Source organism: Caballeronia sp. LZ024 (assembly GCF_031451455.1).
Classification (GTDB): Bacteria; Pseudomonadota; Gammaproteobacteria; order Burkholderiales; family Burkholderiaceae; genus Caballeronia; species Caballeronia telluris.
Genome location: NZ_JARUXL010000001.1, coordinates 1,912,621 through 1,935,732, shown reverse-complemented (window position 1 = coordinate 1,935,732; position 23,112 = coordinate 1,912,621). Strand labels below are relative to the sequence as shown.

The window sequence follows — 23,112 nt, the reverse complement described above, 5'->3', positions numbered from 1 at the left end:
GCGCACGCGACAGACTCGCGCGCGCCGCGACGCCAACAAGAGAAGGAAAGTCATGTCCAAGGAATTTGACGTCGTCGTGATCGGCGCCGGCCCCGGCGGCTATATCGCGGCGATTCGCGCGGCGCAGCTCGGCAAGTCGGTTGCGTGTATCGAGAAGTGGAAGAACCCGGCCGGCGCGCTGAAGCTCGGCGGTACGTGCCTCAACGTGGGCTGCATTCCGTCGAAGGCGCTGCTCGCGTCGTCGGAGGAATTCGAGAACGCGACAAAGCATCTCGGCGACCACGGCATCAGCGTGTCGGACGTGAAGCTCGATGTGTCGAAGATGCTCGCCCGCAAGGAAGGCATCGTCGAAAAGATGACGAAGGGCATCGAGTTCCTGTTCCGCAAGAACAAGATCACGTGGCTCAAGGGCCACGGCAAGTTCACCGGCAAGACCGACGCGGGCGTGCAGATCGAAGTGTCGGGCGAAGGGGAAACTGAAACTGTCACGGCGAAGAACGTGATCATCGCGACGGGTTCGAAGGCACGCCATCTGCCGAACATTCCGGTCGACAACCGAATCGTTGCCGATAACGAAGGCGCGCTCTCGTTCGACACCGTGCCGAAGAAGCTCGCCGTGATCGGCGCGGGCGTGATCGGCCTGGAACTCGGTTCGGTGTGGCGCCGTCTTGGTTCGGACGTGACCGTGCTCGAAGCGTTGCCGGCATTTCTCGGCGCCTGCGACGACGCGCTCGCGAAGGAAGCGGCCAAGCAGTTTAAGAAGCAGGGCCTCGACATTCACCTCGGCGTGAAGATTGGCGAAGTGAAGACGACCGACAACAGCGTGTCGCTCGCCTACACCGATAAGGACGGCAACGCGCAGACGCTGGACGCGGACCGCCTGATCGTGTCGATCGGCCGTGTGCCGAACACCGACAACCTCGGTCTCGAAGCGATCGGCCTGAAGGCGGACGAGCGCGGCTTCATCCCCGTCGACGACCATTGCGCGACCAGCGTGCCGAACGTCTACGCGATCGGCGACGTCGTGCGCGGTCCGATGCTCGCGCACAAGGCGGAAGACGAGGGCGTGCTGGTGGCCGAGATCATCGACGGCCAGAAGCCGCACATCGACTACAACTGCATTCCGTGGGTCATCTACACCGAGCCGGAAATCGCGTGGGTCGGAAAGACGGAACAGCAACTGAAGGCCGAAGGCCGCGAGATCAAGTCCGGCCAGTTCCCGATGATGGCGAACGGCCGCGCGCTCGGCATCAACAAGGCGGAAGGTTTCGTCAAGATGATCGCTGATGCTGCGACCGACGAAATCCTCGGCGTGCATATCATCGCCGCGGACGCGTCGGACCTGATCGCGGAAGCCGTGGTGGCGATGGAGTTCAAGGCGGCGTCGGAAGACATCGGCCGGATTTGCCATCCGCATCCGTCGCTGTCGGAAGTGATGCGTGAAGCGGCGCTCGCCGTCGACAAGCGCGCGCTCAACATGTAATTCCAGTCGTACCCGAGCGGCACCACGACAAAGGCGGGCGGAAGGTATTCCGCTCGCCTTCGTCATATCCAAAGGCCGAATCGACGGCCACATGCGCGGCATCATGAACGTCAACGAATACTACGAACACGAACTGCAGACGCGGGGATACCAGTCGGACGAAGCGCAACGCGCGGCGGTCGGGCGCCTGCAACGCTGCTACGACGAATGGGTCGCGTACAAGGCGCGCCGCTCGAACGCGCTCAAGAAGTTCCTCGTGCGTCCCGAGCTGCCGCGCGGCGTGTACATGTGGGGCGGCGTCGGGCGCGGCAAGAGCTTCCTGATGGACAGCTTTTTCGCGGTCGTGCCCGTGACGCGCAAGACGCGCCTGCATTTCCACGAGTTCATGCGCGAAGTACATCGCGAACTGGAGGAACTGAAGGGCCAGGCCGATCCGCTCGACGAACTCGCGCGGCGCATCGCGAAGCGCTACCGGCTGATCTGTTTCGACGAATTCCACGTCTCCGACATCGCCGACGCAATGATCCTGTATCGCCTGCTCGACCGGCTGTTCGACAACGGCGTGCAGTTCGTGATGACGTCCAATTACGATCCCGACACGCTGTATCCCGACGGCCTGCATCGCGACCGCCTTCTGCCCGCCATCGAGCTGATCAAGTCGAAGCTGGACGTGCTGAACGTCGACGCCGGCACCGACTACCGCAAGCGCACGCTGTCGCAGGTCACGGCGTATCACACGCCGCTTGGCGCCGCCGCCGACAAGGCGTTGCGCGCCGACTTCGCGAAACTCGCGGCGGTCCCGGACGAAAGCCCGATCCTCCACATCGAGAAGCGCGAGCTGAAGGCGTTGCGCAAGGCGGACGGCGTCGTCTGGTTCGACTTCGCGACGCTTTGCGGCGGTCCGCGCTCGCAGAACGACTATCTGGAACTCGCGAGCCGTTTCCACGCGGTGATCCTGTCGGACGTGCCGCAGATGTCGCCGCGCATGGCGTCCGAGGCGCGCCGCTTCACCTGGCTCATCGACGTCTTCTATGACCACAAAGTGAAGCTCCTGATGTCGGCGGCGGTGCCGGCGGAGCAACTGTACGTCGAAGGTCCGATGGCGAACGAGTTCGCGCGCACGGTTTCGCGCATCGTCGAGATGCAGAGCAAGGAATATCTGGAGACGCCGCGACGTATCGTCGATACCTCGCTGACTTGAGAATGTGTATCAATAATGTCGCCTAGGCCAAATGGCTAAAGGCTTCGGCTTCCTTTTCAAGATTCGGACAAGTCTGATACCGACGCTGACGGGCGGTCGGTATCGTCCATGCACACTCAACGTGTATGGAGAAACGCATGAAGCCCTATCGCGACATGACCGATGAAGAATGGCAGATGGTCGCACCGTTGCTTCCCGAGCTGCGGCCGCGCGCGGAGTTGCGTGGGCGTCCGCTGGCGAACACTCGGGCCGTGCTGAACGGTGTGCTGTGGGTGATGTACAGCGGCGCGTCTTGGTCCACGCTGCCGCGCAAGTATCCCTCGTATCAGACGTGCCATCGCCGCTTCAAGGCGTGGCACGACTCAGGCATCCTCGCCCGCGTGATGGTGCAATTGTTCGGTCCGGCAGGCGAGAGCCTGTATTCGCTGATGACGTCGCGCATGCGCGTGCCCGGAAACCTTCCGGAGGCGATGGAAAGCGCGATGCCCGAGGATTCGATCCTGCACGATATGCCACCAGCGAGCCCCGAGCTTCTGCCGCCGCGTTTCGCGCCCGGCGTGGTGCGGCGTGCGGCTTGAGGTGTCGCGACGCTTTCGATAGCCTCGCCGCAAAAAAACCGGGCAAAGACAAAAGTCTTTGGCCGGTTTTTTTATGCGCCGCCACGATGCGTGGCGCAACACCTACTGCTGGCGAATCCACGTCTGCGAACGCCCCAGGAGCGACACGCCGATGAACCCCCGCACCACGAGCTTCTGCCCGCCTTCCTCGAGGTGCATCTTGCACTTGTAGAGCTTGCCGCTTTCGGGGTCGAGGATCTGGCCGCCTTGCCATTCGTCGCCGTCCTGCTTCATGCCGGTGATGAACGTCATGCCCTTGATCAACTGATCCTTGCGCGCGTCCGTGCACGCGGTGCAGCGGCGCTCCGGTTTGTCGTTTTCGCCCAGACCCTTCACGATCTTGCCCGACAGCGTGCCGTTGCCGTCCTCGACGATCTCGACCACGGCCTTCGCCTGGCCGGTGTGATCGTCGATGGTTTGCCATACGCCCACGGGCGAATTCATTTGAGCTGCCGCGAGCGTCGCCGATGCGAAGAGCGCGCAGGCCAGCATGCCGCGCGACAACGCGCCTGCCGTGAAACGGATCATGCTTCCTCCTTGTTTTGGAACGTGTCTCCGGCGCGCGGTGTCGTGGCTTGCGGTCGTTCGCGCGTCTGGGCGGCGAGCATACGTCAATGCGCCGGCATCGTTCTGGTGTGAATCCTCTAGCGACGCCGCGACCGGTCAGGCGCCGCGCGCGAGCGCAGCGGCGAGCGTGGCGAAAGTGCGCTCGTCGGTGCGATCGAAGTGCAGCGGCGTCACCGAGACGCGGCCCGACGCGACGACGGCCGTCTCGCTGTCCGGAGCGTTGGCACGCGCGCCGCGCTGAAAACGCAGCCAGTGATAGGGCAGGCCGCGCGGATCGGTCTCGGTCAGCACGTCGATCCCTTCGACGAGACCGACGCCTTGCCGCGTCGGCGTGAGCGGGCCGGCGGCCGCTGCATCGCAGGAGGGGAAGTTGACGTTGAGGCAGGTCGGCGCGTCGTGGGAGATCGCGAGCAGTTCGCGGATCACGCCGGGCGCGAGCGCACGCGCGGTGTCCCAGCGGACGTTTTCGCGGTCGGTGAAGGTCTGGGAGAGCGCGATCGACGGCAAGCCGAGCAGGAGGCCCGTCATCGCGGCGCCGACGGTGCCGGAGAACATCGTCTCGACGCCGAGATTCGCGCCACGGTTGATGCCGGAGAGCACGAGCGTCGGCGGCGCGTCCTTCATCAGATGACGCGCGGCCATCACGACGCAGTCGCCGGGCGTACCTTGCACGCCGAAACGCCGTTCGCCCTGCTGGCTTACGCGCAGCGGCGAGTGCAGGCTGATCGAATGCGAGGTGCCGCTCTGGTCGTGTTCGGGCGCGATCACCCAGACTTCGTGAGCGAGTTCTGCCGCGACAGCTTCGAGGACGGCCAGACCGGGCGCGTCGATGCCGTCGTCGTTGGTGAGCAGCACACGTTGAACAATGGGTCCTGCGGACATCGCGAATCTCTCCTGTGTCGACCATGGCCGGTCGATTATTGCAGAGATCGCAGCGGGGCGCGGCGCCCCGGGTTTTCGGACGCTACTTCACGCCAAGGCCGCGCAGGACCGCGTTGCCGTCTTCGGTCAGCTGTACTTTCACCGCTCCGGCGTCCTGCGCGACCGTCTCGACATAGCCGTATTCCTGCAACGATGCGACATCGGGCGTGGCCGCGAGCGCATCGATGGGTGCGTGCGCGAGCAGCAGCAGGGTGGCGATCTCGTGATGGCTCAGAAGGCGCTTGATGGCTCTGACGGGAGCCGATTTAGGCCGGAGGTTCATAGTGAACTCCTTGAATTTACATGGCGAAGGTGGCGGGCGGCCACGGTATTTGCGATGGAGTGCGGGCAATGTATCGGCCGATTCTTAGGCGAAACTTAAGAGCGGCCCGACATTTGTTTCGCCATATGTCACGACACGAAAGCGATCCGGATCAGAACCGATAGTCCGGGTTGTGCGGGTCGAATGTCAGATCGTCGAAGGTCTTCGGCACGATGGTCTGAAAGACGATGCTCTCGAAAATATTGCCGTCGTTGTCGAACGATTCGACGGAGCGGAAATAGGGCCGCCTGAGATCGAGTCCGAGAATTTCCTTTTTCGCGTAGAACTCCGGCTGCCCGGTCGGCGTGACGTAGGTGAACGCGATGACCCGCGCGCCTTCGATCATCTTCACTTCGATCCGGCTCGCCCGCGTGACGCCCGCATCGGCGAACTTTTGTCCCTCGGCGAGGAACTGGCGCGTGATGTACTCGACGCCGAGATCGCGCACCGAATGATTCGATTGCGCGCGCGCGAGCGGGCCATTGAGCGACGCCCACAACGGCACGACCCCGAAGAGCCCGCCGAGATGGCCGTAGACCTGGTCGGGGCGCTTCGAATCGTCGTAGATCAGTTCCTGGCCGGCGTGTGCGCCGTCCGGCAGCCACTTCGCGTAGATGCGCAGCGGATCGCGCGAGAGGCGCACGAGCATGTGATCCGGTTTGTCGGGCCAGACGCCGCGAATGCGCTCGCGCCGCACGAGCGTGAACTCGTATGACGGGTAGCCGTTCGGCCCCTGCTTCAGGTAGCGCGGGAGCGTGAGTGGATCGAGCGATTCGAAGAGTGAGACGAGCTCGGCGTCCTGCATCTGCGCGAGCATGCCGCTTCGCGCGGCGCGCGAGAGCCAGCGGACCTGCTGATCGAGGGTGAGCTTGCTGGCTTCGGAAGCGGGCTCGGCAGGCGGCGAGGGCGTGTGTGCGCCGGCTTCGAGACTGGCCGCCGCGGTCGCCGCGGAGGTCGGCAGTACGGCGTCCGGCGTCTGGGCGCGCGCCTTCGGAAGACATGAGCACGCAAAGAACAGGGCAATTGCCAGCGACGATCGGTGTCGCGCGTGCGTCATGAGGTGTTTCTCCGTGGTTCAGCCCTTCGCTCTCAAAAGCTCGGCGTCGCGCAATTCGCGACGAAGTATCTTGCCGATGGTCGTCTGCGGCAGCGAGTCGCGGAATTCGACGGCGACCGGCACCTTGTAGCGAGTCAGTTGTAAACGGGCGAACGCGATCACTTCTTCCGCGGTAAGCGACTTGTCGCGGGGCACGACGAAGACTTTCACGCGCTCGCCCGCGGCCGCGTCGGGAATGCCGATCGCCGCGACCGAGCGCACTTTCGGATGCATCGCGAGCACGTCCTCGATCTCGTTCGGATAAACGTTGAAACCCGACACGATCATCATGTCCTTCTTGCGATCGATCAGCCGGATGAAGCCCTGCGCGTCCATCACGGCGATGTCGCCAGTCGCGAGCCAGCCTTTCGCGTCGATCACTTGCGCCGTTTCTTCCGGGCGGTTCCAGTAGCCTTTCATCACTTGCGGGCCCTTGACGCACAGTTCGCCCGGTTCGCCGATGCCGGCCCAGGAACCGTCGTCGCGGCGCATGCGCACGAGCGTCGAAGGCGCGGGCACGCCGACCGTTCCGTCGAACTCGCGCTGATGAGTCAGATCGACCGGCGTCATCGAGACGATCGGCGAGCATTCCGTGAGCCCATAGCCTTCGATGATCGGCTGCCCGGTCAGTTCGCGAAAACGCTCCGCGACGGCTTTTTGCGTCGCCATGCCGCCCGCCATCGCGAGCTTGAGCGTCGAGAAGTCGCGGCGGCGGAATGCTTCGTTTTCGAGGAGCGCGTTGTAGAGGGTGTTGAGCGCCGTCATGCTCGTGAAGGTCTCGTGGCGCAGCACGCGCATCATGCGCTTGATGTCGCGCGGATTCGCGATCAGGATATTGCGCCCGCCGATGCCCATGAAAACGAGCGCATTCACCGTCAGCGAATAGATGTGATAGAGCGGCAGCGGCGTGAGCACGGTTTCGCCTTCGCCCTTCAGTTGCTCTTCGGCCCACGCCTTCGCCTGCAGCAGATTCGCGATGATGTTGCGATGCGTGAGCATCGCGCCTTTCGCGACGCCCGTCGTGCCGCCCGTGTACTGCAGGAACGCGATGTCGCCATGCCCGACGCGCACCGGCTCGAGCTTGCGCTTTCTGCCTAAAGCCAGCGCCGCGCGCAGGCCGACCGCGTGCGGGATGCGGTATTCGGGCACGATCTTCTGGATGTGGCGCAGGACGAAGTTCAGCGCGTGGCCTTTCAGGTTGAGGCCGTCGGCGAGCAGGTCGCCGAGCGCGGTGACGATGACGTTCGCGACGCGCGTGCCCGGCAGCGCGTCCTGCACGGTCTTCGCGAAGGTTTCGAACACGACGATGGTCCGCGCGCCGCTGTCCTTCAGCTGATGCGCGAGTTCGCGCATCGTATAGAGCGGATTGACGTTGACGACGATCGCGCCCGCGAGCAGCGTGCCGAACAGCGTGACGGGATACTGGAAGGTGTTGGGCATCATCAGCGCGACGCGGTCGCCGGGTGTGACCCCCAGGCTCTGGAGGTACGCGGCGAACGCGCGCGCCTTGATGCCGAGCGACGCGTAGGTGAGATTCGATCCGACGCTCGTGTAGGCGACCCGCTCGCGATACCGTTCGACGCATTCGTCGAAGAAGTGCGCAAGCGAGCGATAGCGCGACAGGTCCACCTCGTGCGGCACGCCCGGCGGGTACGACGCATACCAGACGCCGTCGGTGTCGTGCGGGTCGGACGGGTCCGGGCGGGGCGGTACGTCAAGCGGGTTCATCTGCGGTCTCCATGGACGCCGCGTTATTGCTTCGAGTTGTAATGCGCGCGTAACGTTCCGCTCGTCCGCTTTCCGATTCTTTCAGGGCGCCCGCTCCAGGATCGCGACCACGCCCTGGCCGCCCGCCGCGCAAATCGAGATCAGGCCGCGCGGCGGGCGGCCGTCTGCGCGCGGCGGCGCGTTTGCGAGCAGCTTCGCCAGCATGCCGACGATCCGTCCGCCCGTCGCGGCGAACGGATGGCCGGTCGCGAGCGAGCTGCCGTTCACGTTGAGCCGCGCGCGGTCGATCGACCCGAGCGGCCCGGCGAGGCCCAGTTGCGTGCGGCAGTATTCATCGTCTTCCCAGGCGGCGAGCGTGCAGAGCACCTGCGCCGCGAACGCCTCGTGGATCTCGTAGAAGTCGAAGTCGCCGAGGCCGAGCTGCGCGCGCGCCAGCATGCGCGGCACCGCGTAGGCGGGCGCCATCAGGAGGCCTTCCTTCTTGTCGATGTAGTCGACTGCCGCCGTCTCTGAGAAGCTCAGGTACGCGAGCACGGGCAGGCCGCGCGCGGCCGCCCAGTCGACGGACGCGAGCAGTACGGCGGACGCGCCGTCGGTGAGCGGCGTCGAGTTGCCCGCGGTCAGCGTGCCGGCGTCGCGGTCGAAGACGGGTTTGAGCGCCGTGAGCCGGTCGATGCCGATGTCCGGGCGCAGCGCGTTGTCGCGCGCGAGGCCCTTGTACGGCGTCATCAGGTCGTTAAGAAAGCCGCGCTCGTAGGCAGCCGCGAGCTTGCGATGACTCGCAAGCGCAAACGCGTCCTGCGCCTCGCGCGAAATCTTCCAGCGTTTCGCCATCAGCTCGCAGTGCTCGCCCATCGAGAGCCCCGTGCGCGGCTCGGCGTTACGCGGCAACTGCGGCCTGAACAGCATGCCGGGCCGCAGTTTCGCGAACGCGCTCGCGCGCTGGGCCGCCGAGCGGCTGCGGTTCGCTTCGAGCAGGATCTTGCGCATGCGCTCGTTCACGCCGATGGGCGCATCGGAAGTCGTATCGGCGCCGCCCGCGATGCCTGCGTCGATCTGCCCGAGCGCGATCTTGTTCGCGACCAGGATGACCGCTTCGAGCCCGGTGCCGCAGGCCTGCTGCACGTCGTAGGCGGGCGTTTCCTTCGCGAGCGTCGTCGACAGGAGCGATTCGCGGGTGAGGTTGAAATCGCGCGAATGCTTGATGACCGCGCCCGCCGCGACTTCGCCGAGGCGCAGGCCGTGCAGGTCGTAGCGGTCGATGAGACCTTGCAGCGCGAAGCTCAGCATGTCCTGGTTCGACGCCGTCGCGTAAGCCGTGTTCGAGCGCGCGAACGGAATCCGGTTGCTGCCGACGATCGCGACGCGGCGCACGGCGGGAAGGTCGGGCGCGCTCATGGCAGTTCCCATTCGAAGTGTCCACGCAGATGCGGCCGGACGCCGGCGAGGTCGCGCACTTCGAAGTCGCGCTTCATCGCCGCGGGCGACGCGCTCCAGAGCGTGGTTTCGCCGGGCAGGAAGATCGGCAGCTTGAAGTCGCCGTGGGCGCTTGCCGCCGCCAGTGCCTTCGACGGATGCAGCGCCGCGAGCGTGCGGCCGAGCGTCCACATGCCGTGGGCGATCGCGCGCGGAAAGCCGAACGCCTTCGCCGTCAGCGCGTGCAGGTGGATCGGATTGAAGTCGCCGGACGCCTTCGCGTAGTCGCGCCCGAGTTGCGCGGGAAGCTGCCAGCGCGCCTCGCGTGTGAGCGGCGGCATTGCGGCCGGCGAGGGCGGCGCGCCCGTTTCGACCGAAGCCGCGCCCGCGCCCGCGCCGTGCGCGCCGCGCTTCAGATAGACGCTGTCGCCGTCCCAGACGGCTTCGCCGCGTCGATAGATCCGCGTATGCAGCGTGAACGCCTGTCCCTTCTCGTGCGCGACGACCGGCCCGCTTTCCACTTCGATGCGCAAACTCTGTCCCGCCGACAGCGCCCGCCGCATCCGCACCGAATTCGCCAGATGCACGATGCCGACGGCCGGCCACGGAAACGCCGGATCGGTGAGCAGCATCAGATGCAGCGGAAACGCGAGCACGTGCGGAAACAAGAGCGGCACGCCGTGTTCCGGGATGAAGCCGCACACGCGCGCATAGCGGCCGATCTGCTCGGGATCGAGCGCGACGGCGGGCCGCACGAGCCGCATCGCCGGCATTTGCGCCGACGCATGCGGGCGCTTGAAGAGCCCGGGCAGCGCGCGTCCATAGAGCTTCGCGGGCGGCGGCAGCGTCTCGACGACGACCGTGCGGGGGCGTGCGGCCGAAAGCGCATGCATCGTCATGCTCCGATCAGGCTCTGGCCGCACACGCGCACCACCTGGCCGGTGACGCCCGCCGACGCCGGGCTCGCGAGCCATCCGACCGTCTCGGCGACATCGACCGGCAGGCCGCCCTGGCTCATCGAATTCATGCGGCGTCCGGCCTCGCGGATCGCGAACGGCATCTTCGCGGTCATCTGCGTTTCGATGAAACCCGGCGCGACCGCGTTGATCGTGATGCCGCGCGACCGCAATACGCCCGCCATGCTGTTGACGCGGCCGATCACGCCCGCCTTGGACGTCGCGTAATTGGTTTGTCCGGGATTGCCCGCGATGCCGCTGATCGACGACACGCCGACGATCCTGCCGCCGTCATGGAGCACGTTGTGTGCGAGGAGCGCGTCGTCGATGCGCTCCTGCGCCGCGAGATTGATGTCGATCACGCTGTCCCACGCGTCCTTCGTCATTTTCGCGATGGTCTTGTCGCGGGTGATGCCGGCGTTGTGCACGACGATGTCGATGCCGCCCGTCGCGAGGAGCGCCGCCGCGAGTTCCAGGGGCGCGTCGGGCGCGCCGATGTCGGCGACGAGGGCCGCGTGCGCGCCGCCCGAGGGCGACTGGTCCTCGATCGCAAGCATTGTCTGGTCGAGCGCGTCGCGGGCGGGCGCAATGTCGACGCCGGTCACCTGCGCGCCGAGCGCCGCCAGCACGCCCGCAATCGACGCGCCGATGCCGCGCGCCGCGCCCGTCACGACCGCGCGCCTGCCTTCGAGCGGACGCGACCAGTCGGCGGGGCGCGTGACGCTCGCCGCTTCGATGCGGATCGCCTGTCCGGACACATACGCCGAGCGCGGCGAGAGGAAAAAGCGCAACGCGCCTTCGATATCGGCGCCGACCGCCACTTGCAGCAGATTCGCCGAAATGCCGCCGCGCGCTTCCTTGCCGAGCGAGCGCGTCATGCCTTCGAGCGCCCGCTGCGCGGTCCATGCGCGCGGATTCGCGCACGTTTCGGGTAGCCGCCCGAGCACGACGATGCGCCCGCTTCTCGCCACCGAACGCAACGCGTCGTGAAAAAAGCCGTAGAGCGCGCCGAGTTCGCTGCTCTCGGCGATGCCCGTCGCATCGAAGATCAACGCTTCTACGCGGTCGCTCGCGACCGCATCGCGCCGATGCGGCTCGAAGCGGCCGCTCATCGCGCCGTGCCGGTTCGCGAGCGGCAGCCAGTTCGCGGCGCTGCCGTGCGCGACGCTCGTCATGCCGATCGCCTGCAGCACGTCGATCAGCGCGTCGAAGAGCGCGGGCGACGGCCCCGCGCCGATCGCGACGATGCCCCCGAATTCCGGCCGCTCCGGCCGGTGACGGCGCAGCACTTCCGGCTTCGGCAAGCCGACCGAACGGGCGAAGCCCGCGCCGAACGAAGAATTCACGAACTCGAGATAGCGGTCTTTCATGATCTCAGGCAAGCACCTCTTCCGGTTCCCGCTCGAGCGCTTCCTTGCGCCTGAGCAATGCGTCGAGCATACCGAAATCGGCGGGGAAGTCATCGACCTTCACGAGTTCGGCGCCATAACGCGCGTAATCGACGAGCACCTGGCGCTGGCCGGCATCGATCAGGCCGCGCGCCTCGGCCTCCGCGGCCCACGCGTCGATCTCGGGCAGGCTTTGCGGCATCGGCCGCAGCGCCCCCGCCTTCACCTCGGGCCGAAGTTTGCGCTCGATGGCGTCGAAGCGCGGACTGAGCGCGAAGACGAGTTCGCCGTAGCCGAGCGGATTGATGTCGGCGGGCGGCGCGTAGGAATCGGCGATCAGACGCTCGCGCGCTTCGCCCGGGATCTGCATCAGTTCGGCGATGCCGCTCGCGAGCGCGTCGCCCGGCACGCGATACGGCAGCCCGAACGGAAACACGAGCGCGCGTACGAGGCCCGCCGTCGCGCGATGCGGGAAGTTGTCGAGCACGCCTGAAAGCGCGACCTGCGCTTGGTGCAACGCGTCCTGGACGCCCCAGCGCACGAGCGGCAGATCGGTCTCGGGACGGCCGTCGTCCTGGAAACGCTTGAGCGTCGCCGAGATCAGGTAAAGCTGGGACAGCACGTCGCCGAGGCGCGCCGACAGCCGCTCGCGGCGCTTCAGTTCGCCGCCGAGCACGAGCATCGACACGTCGGCGAGCAGGGCGAACGCGGTCGACAGGCGCGTCGCCGCGCGATAGTAGGGGACGAGGCGCGTGTCGGCCTGCACGGGCCTCGGGATCAGCGCGCTGCCGCCGAACGCGAACACGAGGCTGCGCATCGCATTCGACGCGACGAAGCTCGCGTGGCCGAAGAACGCGTCGTCGAAGTCGCGCACGGCTTTTTCGTGGTCGGGCTCGCGGGTCGCGGCCATCTCCTTCAACACATACGGATGACAGCGGATCGCGCCCTGTCCGAAGATGATGAGACAGCGCGTCAGAATGTTCGCACCTTCGACGGTGATCGAGATCGGAACCTGCTGATAGGCGCGCGCGAGAAAGTTCGACGGTCCCATGCAGATGCCCTTGCCGGCGACCACATCCATGCCGTCGTTGATGACCTTGCGGGCGCGCTCGGTGATGTGATACTTCGCGATCGCTGAAATCACGGAAGGCTTCTCGCCGAGATCGACCGCCTGCGCCGAGAGTTTGCGCGCCGCGTCCATGACATAGAGATTGCCGCCCATGCGGCCCATCGCTTCCTGCACGCCCTCGAACTGGCCGATGGGCGTGCGGAACTGACGGCGCACGGCGGCGTAGGCGCCGGTGCCGCGCACGGCGAGCTTCGCCATCCCCACATTCGACGACGGCAGCGAGATCGCGCGGCCCGCCGCAAGGCATTCCATCAGCATGCGCCAGCCGTTGCCGACCTGCGCGCGGCCGCCGATCACCCAGTCGATCGGGATGAAGACGTCGCGGCCCCAGTTCGGGCCGTTCTGGAACACGGCGTTGAGCGGCCAGTGGCGCCGGCCGATGTTCACGCCAGGATGGTTCGTCGGGATCAGCGCGCAGGTGATGCCGGGTTCGTCGCCTTCGCCGAGCAGACGGTCGGGATCGAGCGCGCGGAAGGCGAGGCCGAGCACGGTCGCAACCGGACCGAGCGTGATGTAGCGCTTGTCCCAGGTGAGCCGGAAGCCGAGCGTCTCGCGCCCTTCATGGATGCCCCGGCAGACGACGCCGATGTCGGGAATCGCGGCGGCGTCCGAGCCGGCGTAGGGGCTCGTCAGCGCGAAGCATGGGATGTCGTCGCCGCGGGCTAGACGCGGTAGGTAGTGATTCTTCTGCTCCTCGGTGCCGTAGTGCATGAGCAGCTCGGCGGGGCCGAGCGAATTCGGCACCATCACCGAGACGGCGGCGGCCGAGCAGCGCGTCGCGAGTTTCATGATGACCTGCGAATGCGCGTAGGCGGAGAACTGCCGGCCGCCATACTGCTTCGGGATGATCATGCCGAGAAAACCGTTGTCCTTGATATAGCGCCAGGTCTCGGACGAGAGGTCCTGCCAGACGGCGGTGGTGTCCCAGTCGCTCGCGAGATCGCAGAGGCGCGTGCATTCGTTGTCGATGAAGCTTTGTTCTTCCGCGCTGAGCTTCGCCGGGCCGTGGGCGAGCAGCGAATCCCAATGCGGGCGGCCGGAAAAGAGCTCGGCGTCCCACCAGACCGTGCCGGCTTCGATGGCGTCGCGCTCGGTCGGCGACATTTCCGGCAGGATCTTGCGAAACACGCCGAGCACCCGCTGGCTGACGAGCGCGCGCCGCAGCGGCTTGATGGCGAGCACGAGCGCCGGAACCACGAAGAGCACGGCGAGAAGCGCGCTGGCGACCGGACCGGTGATGCCCGCGAACCAGCCGAACGCTACCCATACGATCATCCAGGCGAGCCAGGCGAGAGCGCTCGCCCGCATGTACACGAGCGCGCCGCTCATGACGATGAACGCAACCACGAAACCTGCTGCCATGACGTTCCCCCTTGTGCGATGTCTTGTCGTTTCTACTACAGATTAGGCGGGCTGGAGCAGCAGGGGGCGTTCCTGCGGACGTCTGCACGCGCGAACCGAGTCTTTCCTCTAGATCGTCCGGCGGGGCGCCAGAATGCGAAAAAGGCGCCCGGAGGCGCCTTTCGGTGGTCGCGTACAGAACTCGCGGCAAGCTACGTCGCCGCCGTGACGCCCCGCGCCGACTGCGTCATGTCGACCCCACGGCGCTCGCGGCTGAATAGAATGAGCACGGCGATCACCACCGCGACCGTCCCCGCGACGATCGCCATCGCCATCCCGTAGTTATTGTCGTGGCTGACCGCGAGCGACGCCTGCATCGTCGCGTTCACCGACGCGAGCAGATTCCCCAACTGATAGACGAGGCCGGGGAAGGTCGCGCGAATCTCGTCGGGCGAAATCTCGTTCAGGTGCACGGGAATCACGCCCCACGCGCCCTGCACGGAAATCTGCATCAGGAAGGCGCCCGCCGCGAGCGCGAGCGGCCCGCTCGAGAACGCCCACAGCGGCAGCACCGGCAAGGCGATCAGCGACGCGATGAAGATTGCCCGGCGCCGTCCGATCTTCTCCGACATCGCCCCGAAAAAAAGCCCGCCGACGATCGCGCCGATGTTCAGTGTGATCGTGATCAGCGAGACCATGTGCGGATCGAAATGATGCTGCTCGCGCAGGAACGTCGGATAGAGATCCTGCGTGCCGTGCGAGAAGAAGTTGAACGCGGTCATCAGCACGATCGCGTAGACGGAGAGCGTCCAGTTCTGTTTGAGCGTCTTGACGAGGCCGGGGCGCGGCTGCTTTTCCATCGCCTTGAATGCCGGCGACTCGGGCACGTGCGCGCGCACGTAGAGCACGAGCAGTGCGGGCGCCACGCCGATAAAGAACATCCCGCGCCAGCCGACATACTGATACAGCACGCCGAAGACGATCGACGCGAGCAGATAGCCGCTCGGATAGCCCGCCTGCAGCAGCCCCGAGACGAATCCGCGCGACTTGGGCGGCACGGTTTCCATCGTCAGCGCGGAGCCGACGCCCCATTCGCCGCCCATCGCGATGCCGAAGAGCGACCGCAGCACGAGCAGCGTCAGCAGGTTCGGCGACAACCCCGAGAGCAGTTCGAGCAGCGAATAGCACGCGATGTTGATCATCAGCGTCGGGCGGCGGCCGAACTTGTCGGCGAGGCGCCCGAAGATCAGCGCGCCGATGGGGCGCATCGCGAGCGTCAGCGTGATCGCGAATGCCACCTCGGGGATTTTCGTATTGAATTCGGCGGCTATGTCCTTCAAGACGAAAACCATCAGGAAAAAATCGAAGGCATCGAGTGTCCAGCCGAGATAGGCGGCAATCGTTACGTTTCTCTGTTCTCGCGTCCAGCTCATCGCCGTGGTCTCCGTTCGAATCGATTTGATGGGAAAAGCGATGCGGCCGGAAGAAGCAAAACCGTGATCCGGCGTGGACCGGCCGCACAGGGCGCCCGAGCGAGGGGCACGGGCGAGTGTACGCCGGTGTTTAATAAACCGCTTGCGGTGCCGGTATTCGAAACGATAATCGAAACACGTGAATTCGATAATCAATACAACCGGCATTCGATTTCAATGCGCTTATTCGACGCGATTAAGCGCGATGAAAGGAGTTCGAGTTTTGTCAGATGAATCGGCCGGGGAACGTTTTACGATTCGTCAAGGACCGAGGCTCTCGGAACGCCTATGTTCGACGAAGAACGCGACAACCTTGATCCACATCAAGATTGCTTGGAGCGGCGCGCATATCATGCGGTCAGATCGGATAAATCTGAGACGTTTCCTAGAACCTCCTAAAAGTGACCGGGCGAAATCTGTGTCCGGTCGGCGCACGCGTACCGCGAGGCGCCTGCGCGTTTTTTTCACACATTGCATTTCCATTGGCGAGCGGATGACCGCTGTCGCCATTATTGAGCATAATCAGATGAATCATTTCATACACACGATCAGGTTCCGAATCATTCTTTCGTTCGGAATCTGTGCGGCGCTGATGCTGGCGATCGGCCTTTTCGGTATCGACGCCATTTCCAAACTGCGCACCGACCTGTCGGTCTCCTATTCGGGCAATCTGGTTCCGACGAACCAGCTTTCGCGAGTTCATATCAGCCAGTCTCAGATTCGCCGCCTGCTTTGGCAACTTCAGGCCACGCAGGATAAGGAGATTCCGGAAAAGATCCGAAAGCTCGAGGGCACGGTGAATGCAATGTGGTCCAGCTACTACCCGTCCGGCATTTCGAGCGACGCCGAACGCGCAGTCGCCGAGCGTATCCAGGTCCAGCTCGGCAAATTCAAGCTGCTGGTCGATCACCAACTGTCGCTCGTCGAAAAAGGCGCATATCAGGAAGCGACCGAATTTCAGCGGGATTTCGTCTTGCCCGCCGGTAACGCGCTGGGCGATCTGCTCGACGAGGACATCGACCTGAACGTCCGTCAGAGCAATGGATTCGTCACGGAAAGCGCCAACACCTCGCGGCAGATGATCTGGATCACGGTGGCGCTTCTGTGCATGGGCGGGACGTTGATGCTCGGCACCTCGCTTTATCTGTTCGGCGCAATCTCGACGCCGCTGACGCGCTCGGTCGGCGTGGCGAAGGAAATCGCCGACGGGCGTCTGGACAACCGGATCGTGGTCGACACGCGCGGCGAGTTCGCGCCGCTCCTCGAAGCGATGCAGCGCATGAGCCGGCAACTGGCCGATACCGTGCGCGGTATCCGGGCGTCGAGCGAATCGGTGACGACGGCCGCGCGCGAGATCGCCGCGGGCAATATGGACCTGTCGGCGCGCACGGAAGAACAGGCGTCGTCGCTCGAGGAAACGGCCGCGAGCATGACCGAGATCGCGCAGACCGTGAAGCAGAACGCCGACAACGCACGCCAGGCCAATTCGCTCGCCACCTCGGCAAGCGGCATGGCCGACGACAGCCACGTCGCGATGCAGGCGATGATGCGCTCGATCGGCAACATCAGCGAGAGTTCCGGGAAGATCGCCGACATCACGACGATGATCGAAGGCATTTCGTTCCAGACCAACATTCTGGCGCTCAACGCGGCGGTCGAGGCCGCGCGCGCGGGCGAGCAGGGCCGAGGCTTCGCCGTGGTGGCGGGCGAAGTGCGGGCACTGGCGCAACGCTCGGCCGCGGCGGCCAAGGAGATCAAGGACCTGATCGACGCGTCGACCGTGCTGGTCAACGACGGGTCCAGACAGGCCGCGGAGGTGGGCACCCTGATGGGGCAGGTGATCCGCGCGATCAAGCAGGTCGCGGATATCGTGGGCGAAATTTCGTCCGCGTCGCACGAGCAGAGCCAGGGCATCGATCAGGTGCATCAGGCGATCAGCCAGATCGATTCCGTGACGCAGCAGAACGCGGCACTGGTCGAGCAGGCGGCGGCCGCGGCGCAATCGCTCGAGGAGCAGGCCGTCAACATGAGCGATGCCATCTCGACGTTCCATCTGCCAGCCGGCGACGGCGTCCTGCCCGCAGCGCGCCGGCCGCTCGCCCTCACATGCTGAGGTACGGTCCATACGCCGCGGCCGACGCTCGAACGGCCGAAGAAAATCTCCAGCTTTACTGCGACGCGAGCGCGGCCACGCTGTCGTCGCTGCACGACGCCCTGCGAGCCAGCGTTGCCGGCATCGTCGAACGATTGCATGTCGAGTTCGCGCGCCTGCCGCGAGCCAAGCGCCTGCTCGAAGCGCTGACGATCGAAGAGTCGCGGCGCGTGAAGGAGCAGCAAACGCAGCATCTGCTCGCGCTGGCAAACGTTCAACTGACGCAGGAAAGCCATCGGGACATCGCGCATCGGGCGGGGCGCATGCACGCGATCGCGGGGCTCGACCGCGAAGATCTGATCGACGCCTACGCGCTTCTGGCCGACGCGCTGCAACGCGAAATCGATACCGCGCTGCATGGCGCGGCGCTCGACGCGCTCATGCGCCGTCTGACGCGCGATCTCGCGTTCCAGATGGAGGCGTACCGGTTTCTGCAGGATGCGCGCCACGACGTAATCGCCTCGATTGCGCGCGTGACGGCCGAAGTCCGCTGCTACACGGACCTGATCGAAGGCGTCGTCGGGATTCTCGGCGCACACGCCGAGATCGCGGGCTGCGCGGTCGGCCGTCCCGACGCGCGCGGGCTCTTCCAGTTCGAAGCCGTGTCCGATCGACGCATCGGCCAATACCTGAGAGATGCCGACGCATTGATCGACGTCGGCGCGGCCAGCGACGATGCCGACCGGCAGTCGGAGCGGCCGATCATCCTTTCGTGGCGCCGCGGTGAGATCGATCGCGTGATCAATATGGCGACCGACGTCCGGATGACGCCGTTCAGCCCGTTTGCGCTGGCGGCCGGCCTGCGCTCGGCGGCGACCGTTCCGGTGCGGCGCGCGACCCGCGAGCCGAGGGCGATTCTCATCGTCTACGGCGTGCTTCCGGGCGGCTTCGCGGGCGCGGATCAGGCCGACTTCCTGTCGCTCGTGCAGACGATGCTCGAACTCGTGGTCTGCCGGATCGAACAGCTCGACGGCAGCACGGCGGCGACGCCGTATCCCGTGCGGCAGCGACTGTCGGGCCTGATCCGCTCGGACGGTCTGCGGATGCACTACCAGCCGCTGGTCGATCTCCGGACCGGACGGATCGGCGGTGTCGAGGCGCTCGCGCGGCTCCAGGACGGCGACGCCACGCTGGCGCCGGGCCAGTTCCTGGCGAATCTGTCGCACGAAGACCTGCTCGGCCTTTTCACTGGCGGTCTGGATCAGGCGCTGCGGCAACGCAACGAGTGGCTGCGCGACGGCCTCGACCTGGGCATATCGGTCAACCTTCCGCCGGCCGCCTTCACGGACCGGCGCTATGTCGAGACGACCCGCGCGGCGCTGCAAAAATACGGCTGTGTGCCGAACAAGCTCACGCTCGAGGTTCTGGAAAGTGAAGAGTTGCCGCGCGGCATTCGCATACTGGACGAAATCGCGAAGTTCAAGTCCCTGGGCGTCGAGCTGGCGCAGGACGACCTCGGCGTGGGCTACAGCAGCCTGAACCGCCTGCGCGAATTGCCGTTCGATTTGTTCAAGATCGATCGCAGCATCGTCAGGCTCGACGGTCAGGACAGCCTCGATGCCTTGCGTTTCATCTATCAGTTGACGCGCCTCGGCCATTCGCTCGGGATGTCGGTGACCGTGGAGGGCGTGGAAGAGGAGGACCTGATCGAGGCGCTCGTGATCCTCGATGCGGATCGCGCGCAAGGCTATGCGATTGCGCGTCCGATGCCCGCCGAGGCCGTCGCGGGCTGGATCCGCGACCGCAAGTTGCCTCAATCGACGGCGCCGGGCGGGCGGCTGGGCAAGCTTGCCCGACTCGTGATCTGGGAGGAGAGCGTGCAGCTCAACACAGTGGTCTCTCGCGAAGCGCGGGCGCTGCTTCACGCTGACGGCTGCGAGGCCGACCGCAGCATGAAGCGGGCATTGAGCGCGTCTTGCCGGGATTGTGCGTATCCGATGTACTGCATCGACGACGAAGCGATCCTGCTCGCGTCGCCGTGTGGCACGAAGGCCGGAAGCGAACTGGTCGAACTGGCGTTGGGCGCGGGAATGAAAAGCGAGGCGTATCTGGCCGCCCGCCGCGAGCTGATCGCGAAGATGTGAACCGGAAGCGATCCGGACTTCGGTCCGGGTCGGAAAGCGTCCGACAGAAACAAAAAAGCCCGCTTTGGCGGGCTTTTTGACGTACTACGCGAACTACCGGAACTTCATGAGTGCTGTGCTTGGTGCCCAGGAGAGGACTCGAACCTCCACGGTGTTGCCACCGCTAGGACCTGAACCTAGTGCGTCTACCAATTCCGCCACCTGGGCCAAGGGATACAGCGAGTCCGCTATTTTAGCGGGTTGCGAAACCGTGTCAATCGAAAAAGTCGCGGCTGCGGCGAACAGGTTCGAAGTCACTCATAAAACGAAAGAGCCACCCGAAGGTGGCTCTTTCAAACATCTTGGTGCCCAAGAGAGGACTCGAACCTCCACGGTGTTGCCACCGCTAGGACCTGAACCTAGTGCGTCTACCAATTCCGCCACCTGGGCAAGGGTGCGTGTGCAGCAAAGAACGAAATTATATCCTGTCCAATCGGGCTGTCAAGCATTTTGAGACCGCAGGCCGCACGGTCCCGAACGGCCGTTGCGCCGGGGCGGCGAGCCTTGCTGCGCGGTCTTGCCGCCTGCCATGAAGGCCCGAAGACGGGTGTTAGAATGACTCGCAGACATGGCGCGCCGATATCAGTCAGACAGGGCCGCTCAGGCCCGGCCAGCCATCCCGCTGCCAGAACCAGTCCAACGAGAAGAAATCATCGATAAGCCCTTGAGCAAATATCCGTATCCGATCCCGAGCCGCGAAGAAATTCTCGGCGTGTTGCGCACGAGCGAAACGCCGCTCGCCGCGAACGACATCGCCGAAGCGCTGTCGATCAAGCGCCAGGAGCGCGAAGGATTTTTCAAGCGACTGGGCGCCATGGAGCGCGACGGGCAAATCCGCCTCGACAAGCGCGGTCACTATCAGCTCACTCATCCCTCGAATTTCGTGGCGGGCCGCGTGCAGGGCCATCGCGACGGCTTCGGCTTCCTGATTCGCGACGACGGCCAGGACGATCTCTTCCTGCCCAACGGCGAAATGCAGAAGGTGATGCACAACGACCGCGTGCTCGCGCGCATCGTCGGCTATGACCGGCGCGGGCGGCCGGAAGGGCACATCGTCGAGGTGACGGACCGCGCGAACAAACGCATCATCGGCCGGCTCATCAACGAGAACGGCGCGCTTATTCTCGTGCCGGAAGACAAGCGCATCGGCCACGACATCCTCATCACGCAGAACGCGAAGAAGGCGAAGGTCGGGCAGGTGGTGTCGGTGGAACTCACCGATTTCCCGAGCCGCCATTCGCAGCCGCTCGGCCGCGTGGTCGAAGTGATCGGCGATATCGACGATCCGGGCATGGAAATCGAGATCGCGGTGCGCAAGTACGGCGTGCCGCACGAATTCAGCGATGCCGCGCTTGCCATCGCCGCGAAGCTGCCCGACGAAGTGCGTCCCGTGGACATCCGCCATCGCGTGGATCTGCGCGACGTGCCGCTCGTCACGATCGACGGCGAGGACGCCCGCGACTTCGACGACGCCGTCTATTGCGAGCCGATGGCCGTCGGCCGCGGCTCGGGTTATCGCCTGCTGGTGGCGATCGCGGACGTCTCGCATTATGTGCGCCCGAACGAGGCGCTCGACGTCGATGCGCTCGACCGCAGCACGTCGGTGTACTTCCCGCGCCGCGTGATCCCGATGCTGCCGGAGAAGCTCTCGAACGGGTTGTGTTCGTTGAATCCGCAGGTGGATCGCTGCGTGCTCGTCTGCGACATGGTCATCACCGCGCGCGGCGAGATCAAGGCGTATCAGTTCTATCCGGCCGTGATGCATTCGGCGGCGCGTCTCACGTACACCGAAGTCGCGGCCGTGCTGACCAACACGAAAGGCCCGGAAGCGGCCCGCCGCGCCGACTTGCTGCCGCATCTGCAAAATCTCTACGGCGTCTACAAGTCGCTGCACGCGGCGCGCCAGAAGCGCGGCGCGATCGACTTCGATACGACCGAGACGTATATCGTCGTGAATGCGCAGGGCAAGATCGAGCAGATCGTGCCGCGCCATCGCAACGACGCGCACCGGCTGATCGAGGAGTGCATGCTCGCGGCGAACGTCTGCGCCGCCGATTTCCTGAAGCGCAACAAGCATCCGGGGCTTTATCGCGTGCACGCGGGCCCGACGCCGGAAAAGCTCGAAAACCTGCGCGCGTTCCTGCGCGGCGTGGGCCTCACGCTCACGGGCGGCGAGAAGCCGCACGCAAGCGATTACGCGTCGCTGATGGCGCAGATCCGCGACCGGCCCGATGCGCAAATGCTCCAGTCGATGGTGCTGCGCTCGATGCAGCAGGCCGTCTACAGTCCGGACAACATCGGTCACTTCGGTCTCGCTTACGAGGCGTACGCGCACTTCACGAGCCCGATCCGCCGCTATCCCGACCTGCTCACGCACCGCGCGATCTACGCGATCCTGCAAGGCAAGAAGTACCAGCCGTCGATCGGCCACGAGATTTCGCTCAGCACCGGCCTCACGAAAGCCGCGCGCGAGATGCAGAAGACCGACGACGACTCGCGCGGCCGTTCGCGCAACAACGTCGCGATCTGGGAAGAGCTGGGGCTGCATTGCTCGTCGAATGAGCGGCGCGCCGACGAAGCCTCGCGCGACGTCGAAGCGTGGCTCAAGTGCTATTTCATGCGCGACAAGCTTGGCGAGGAATACGGCGGGATGGTGAACGGCGTGACGTCGTTCGGCATCTTCGTGCAGCTCGATTCGCTCTTTATCGAAGGGCTCGTGCATGTGACCGAGCTCGGTTCGGACTATTTCCAGTACGACGAGATCAAGAACGAATTGCGCGGCGAGCGCACCGGCATTCGCTACCGGATGTCGGACCGCGTGCGCGTGCAGGTAAGCCGCGTCGATCTGGATTCGCGCAAGATCGACTTCCGCCTCGTGCGCGACACGCCGGTGAAACCGCCTTCGGGACGCATCGCACCGGGCGCGCCCGAGCACGCGGCAAGCGCTGCGTTGGCCGGACCGCGCGTGCGGCCGTTCGCCGGCGACGACGAGACGCCCAGCACGCGGCGGCGCGGCGGCAGCAAGCGCGGTTCCGCTGCGCTCGCGACGACCAAGGACGCAGGCGCGGCGCGCAAGCACGGCGCGGCGCCGAAGCCGGCGTCGCCGGGACGGGCGGCGCGCAAGAAGCGCTGACGCGCGGATACGTTTCCGGCCTCGCGCGTCATCAACGATACGGCGCGGCCCGATGTGCGAACAGCGC

At 65.3% G+C, this 23,112-nt stretch carries 16 protein-coding genes and 2 tRNA genes; 6 read left to right on the top strand and 12 right to left on the bottom strand.

The features are described from left to right. The first annotated feature begins 52 nt into the window (after positions 1–52). The 3 genes from lpdA to QCE48_RS08905 all read left to right on the top strand — a co-directional run bounded on the left by lpdA (position 53) and on the right by QCE48_RS08905 (position 3,262). Entirely contained in the window at positions 53–1,483 is a 1,431-nt protein-coding gene (lpdA, locus tag QCE48_RS08915; protein ID WP_309785135.1) for a dihydrolipoyl dehydrogenase, read from the top strand. A gap of 103 nt (positions 1,484–1,586) precedes the next feature. Continuing rightward, positions 1,587–2,684 carry a cell division protein ZapE gene (gene zapE / locus QCE48_RS08910; protein ID WP_309785136.1) on the top strand — a complete coding sequence of 366 codons (1,098 nt, stop codon included), beginning with the start codon at positions 1,587–1,589 and terminating at the stop codon, positions 2,682–2,684. Between the two features lie 137 nt (positions 2,685–2,821). Continuing rightward, entirely contained in the window at positions 2,822–3,262 is a 441-nt protein-coding gene (locus tag QCE48_RS08905; protein WP_309785137.1) for a transposase, read from the top strand. A gap of 102 nt (positions 3,263–3,364) precedes the next feature. Here QCE48_RS08905 and QCE48_RS08900 read toward each other — a convergent pair whose 3' ends face one another. From QCE48_RS08900 to QCE48_RS08855, 10 genes are all read right to left on the bottom strand, one after another. Continuing rightward, positions 3,365–3,829, bottom strand: a complete 465-nt coding sequence (locus QCE48_RS08900) for a DUF2147 domain-containing protein (protein WP_309785138.1) — start codon at positions 3,827–3,829, stop codon at positions 3,365–3,367. A 135-nt stretch (positions 3,830–3,964) separates the two neighbouring features. Continuing rightward, the gene (gene surE / locus QCE48_RS08895) at positions 3,965–4,750 is read right to left on the bottom strand and encodes a 5'/3'-nucleotidase SurE (protein WP_309785139.1); all 786 of its coding nucleotides are present in this window, start codon (positions 4,748–4,750) and stop codon (positions 3,965–3,967) included. An 82-nt stretch (positions 4,751–4,832) separates the two neighbouring features. Continuing rightward, positions 4,833–5,072, bottom strand: coding sequence for a hypothetical protein (locus QCE48_RS08890; protein WP_309785140.1), 240 nt, complete (start codon positions 5,070–5,072; stop codon positions 4,833–4,835). Positions 5,073–5,223: 151 nt separating this feature from the next. Then, entirely contained in the window at positions 5,224–6,168 is a 945-nt protein-coding gene (locus QCE48_RS08885; RefSeq protein WP_309785141.1) for a DUF1571 domain-containing protein, read from the bottom strand. Between the two features lie 18 nt (positions 6,169–6,186). After that, positions 6,187–7,935 carry an AMP-binding protein gene (locus QCE48_RS08880; protein ID WP_309785142.1) on the bottom strand — a complete coding sequence of 583 codons (1,749 nt, stop codon included), beginning with the start codon at positions 7,933–7,935 and terminating at the stop codon, positions 6,187–6,189. Between the two features lie 81 nt (positions 7,936–8,016). Then, positions 8,017–9,333: an acetyl-CoA C-acetyltransferase gene (locus QCE48_RS08875; protein ID WP_309785143.1), complete on the bottom strand. Its 1,317-nt coding sequence runs from the start codon at positions 9,331–9,333 to the stop codon at positions 8,017–8,019. Then, positions 9,330–10,250, bottom strand: a complete 921-nt coding sequence (locus QCE48_RS08870; RefSeq protein WP_404982636.1) for a MaoC family dehydratase — start codon at positions 10,248–10,250, stop codon at positions 9,330–9,332. Before QCE48_RS08870 ends, QCE48_RS08875 begins: the two co-directional genes overlap by 4 nt. Beyond that, on the bottom strand, positions 10,247–11,677 hold the full coding sequence (locus QCE48_RS08865; protein WP_309788233.1) for a 3-oxoacyl-ACP reductase: 1,431 nt from the start codon (positions 11,675–11,677) through the stop codon (positions 10,247–10,249). The genes QCE48_RS08870 and QCE48_RS08865 overlap by 4 nt, the downstream gene beginning before the upstream one ends. A 4-nt stretch (positions 11,678–11,681) precedes the next feature. Then, entirely contained in the window at positions 11,682–14,186 is a 2,505-nt protein-coding gene (locus tag QCE48_RS08860) for an acyl-CoA dehydrogenase (RefSeq protein WP_309785145.1), read from the bottom strand. Positions 14,187–14,377: 191 nt separating this feature from the next. After that, positions 14,378–15,598: an MFS transporter gene (locus QCE48_RS08855; protein WP_309785146.1), complete on the bottom strand. Its 1,221-nt coding sequence runs from the start codon at positions 15,596–15,598 to the stop codon at positions 14,378–14,380. Positions 15,599–16,163: 565 nt separating this feature from the next. Between QCE48_RS08855 and QCE48_RS08850 the strand changes: the two genes are divergently transcribed. Together QCE48_RS08850 and QCE48_RS08845 are read left to right on the top strand one after the other, a co-directional pair. Continuing rightward, on the top strand, positions 16,164–17,750 hold the full coding sequence (locus tag QCE48_RS08850) for a methyl-accepting chemotaxis protein (protein WP_309785147.1): 1,587 nt from the start codon (positions 16,164–16,166) through the stop codon (positions 17,748–17,750). Further along, a complete protein-coding gene (locus QCE48_RS08845) occupies positions 17,744–19,873 on the top strand; it encodes an EAL domain-containing protein (protein WP_309785148.1) in 2,130 nt (709 codons plus the stop codon). Before QCE48_RS08850 ends, QCE48_RS08845 begins: the two co-directional genes overlap by 7 nt. Before the next feature lie 120 nt (positions 19,874–19,993). On the opposite strand, the gene QCE48_RS08840 is transcribed toward QCE48_RS08845, so the two are convergent. Continuing rightward, positions 19,994–20,080 (bottom strand) — tRNA-Leu (locus QCE48_RS08840). A 135-nt stretch (positions 20,081–20,215) separates the two neighbouring features. Continuing rightward, positions 20,216–20,302 (bottom strand) — tRNA-Leu (locus tag QCE48_RS08835). A gap of 274 nt (positions 20,303–20,576) precedes the next feature. Between QCE48_RS08835 and rnr the strand changes: the two genes are divergently transcribed. Continuing rightward, positions 20,577–23,045 carry a ribonuclease R gene (gene rnr, locus QCE48_RS08830; RefSeq protein WP_309785149.1) on the top strand — a complete coding sequence of 823 codons (2,469 nt, stop codon included), beginning with the start codon at positions 20,577–20,579 and terminating at the stop codon, positions 23,043–23,045. Positions 23,046–23,112: the final 67 nt, after the last annotated feature.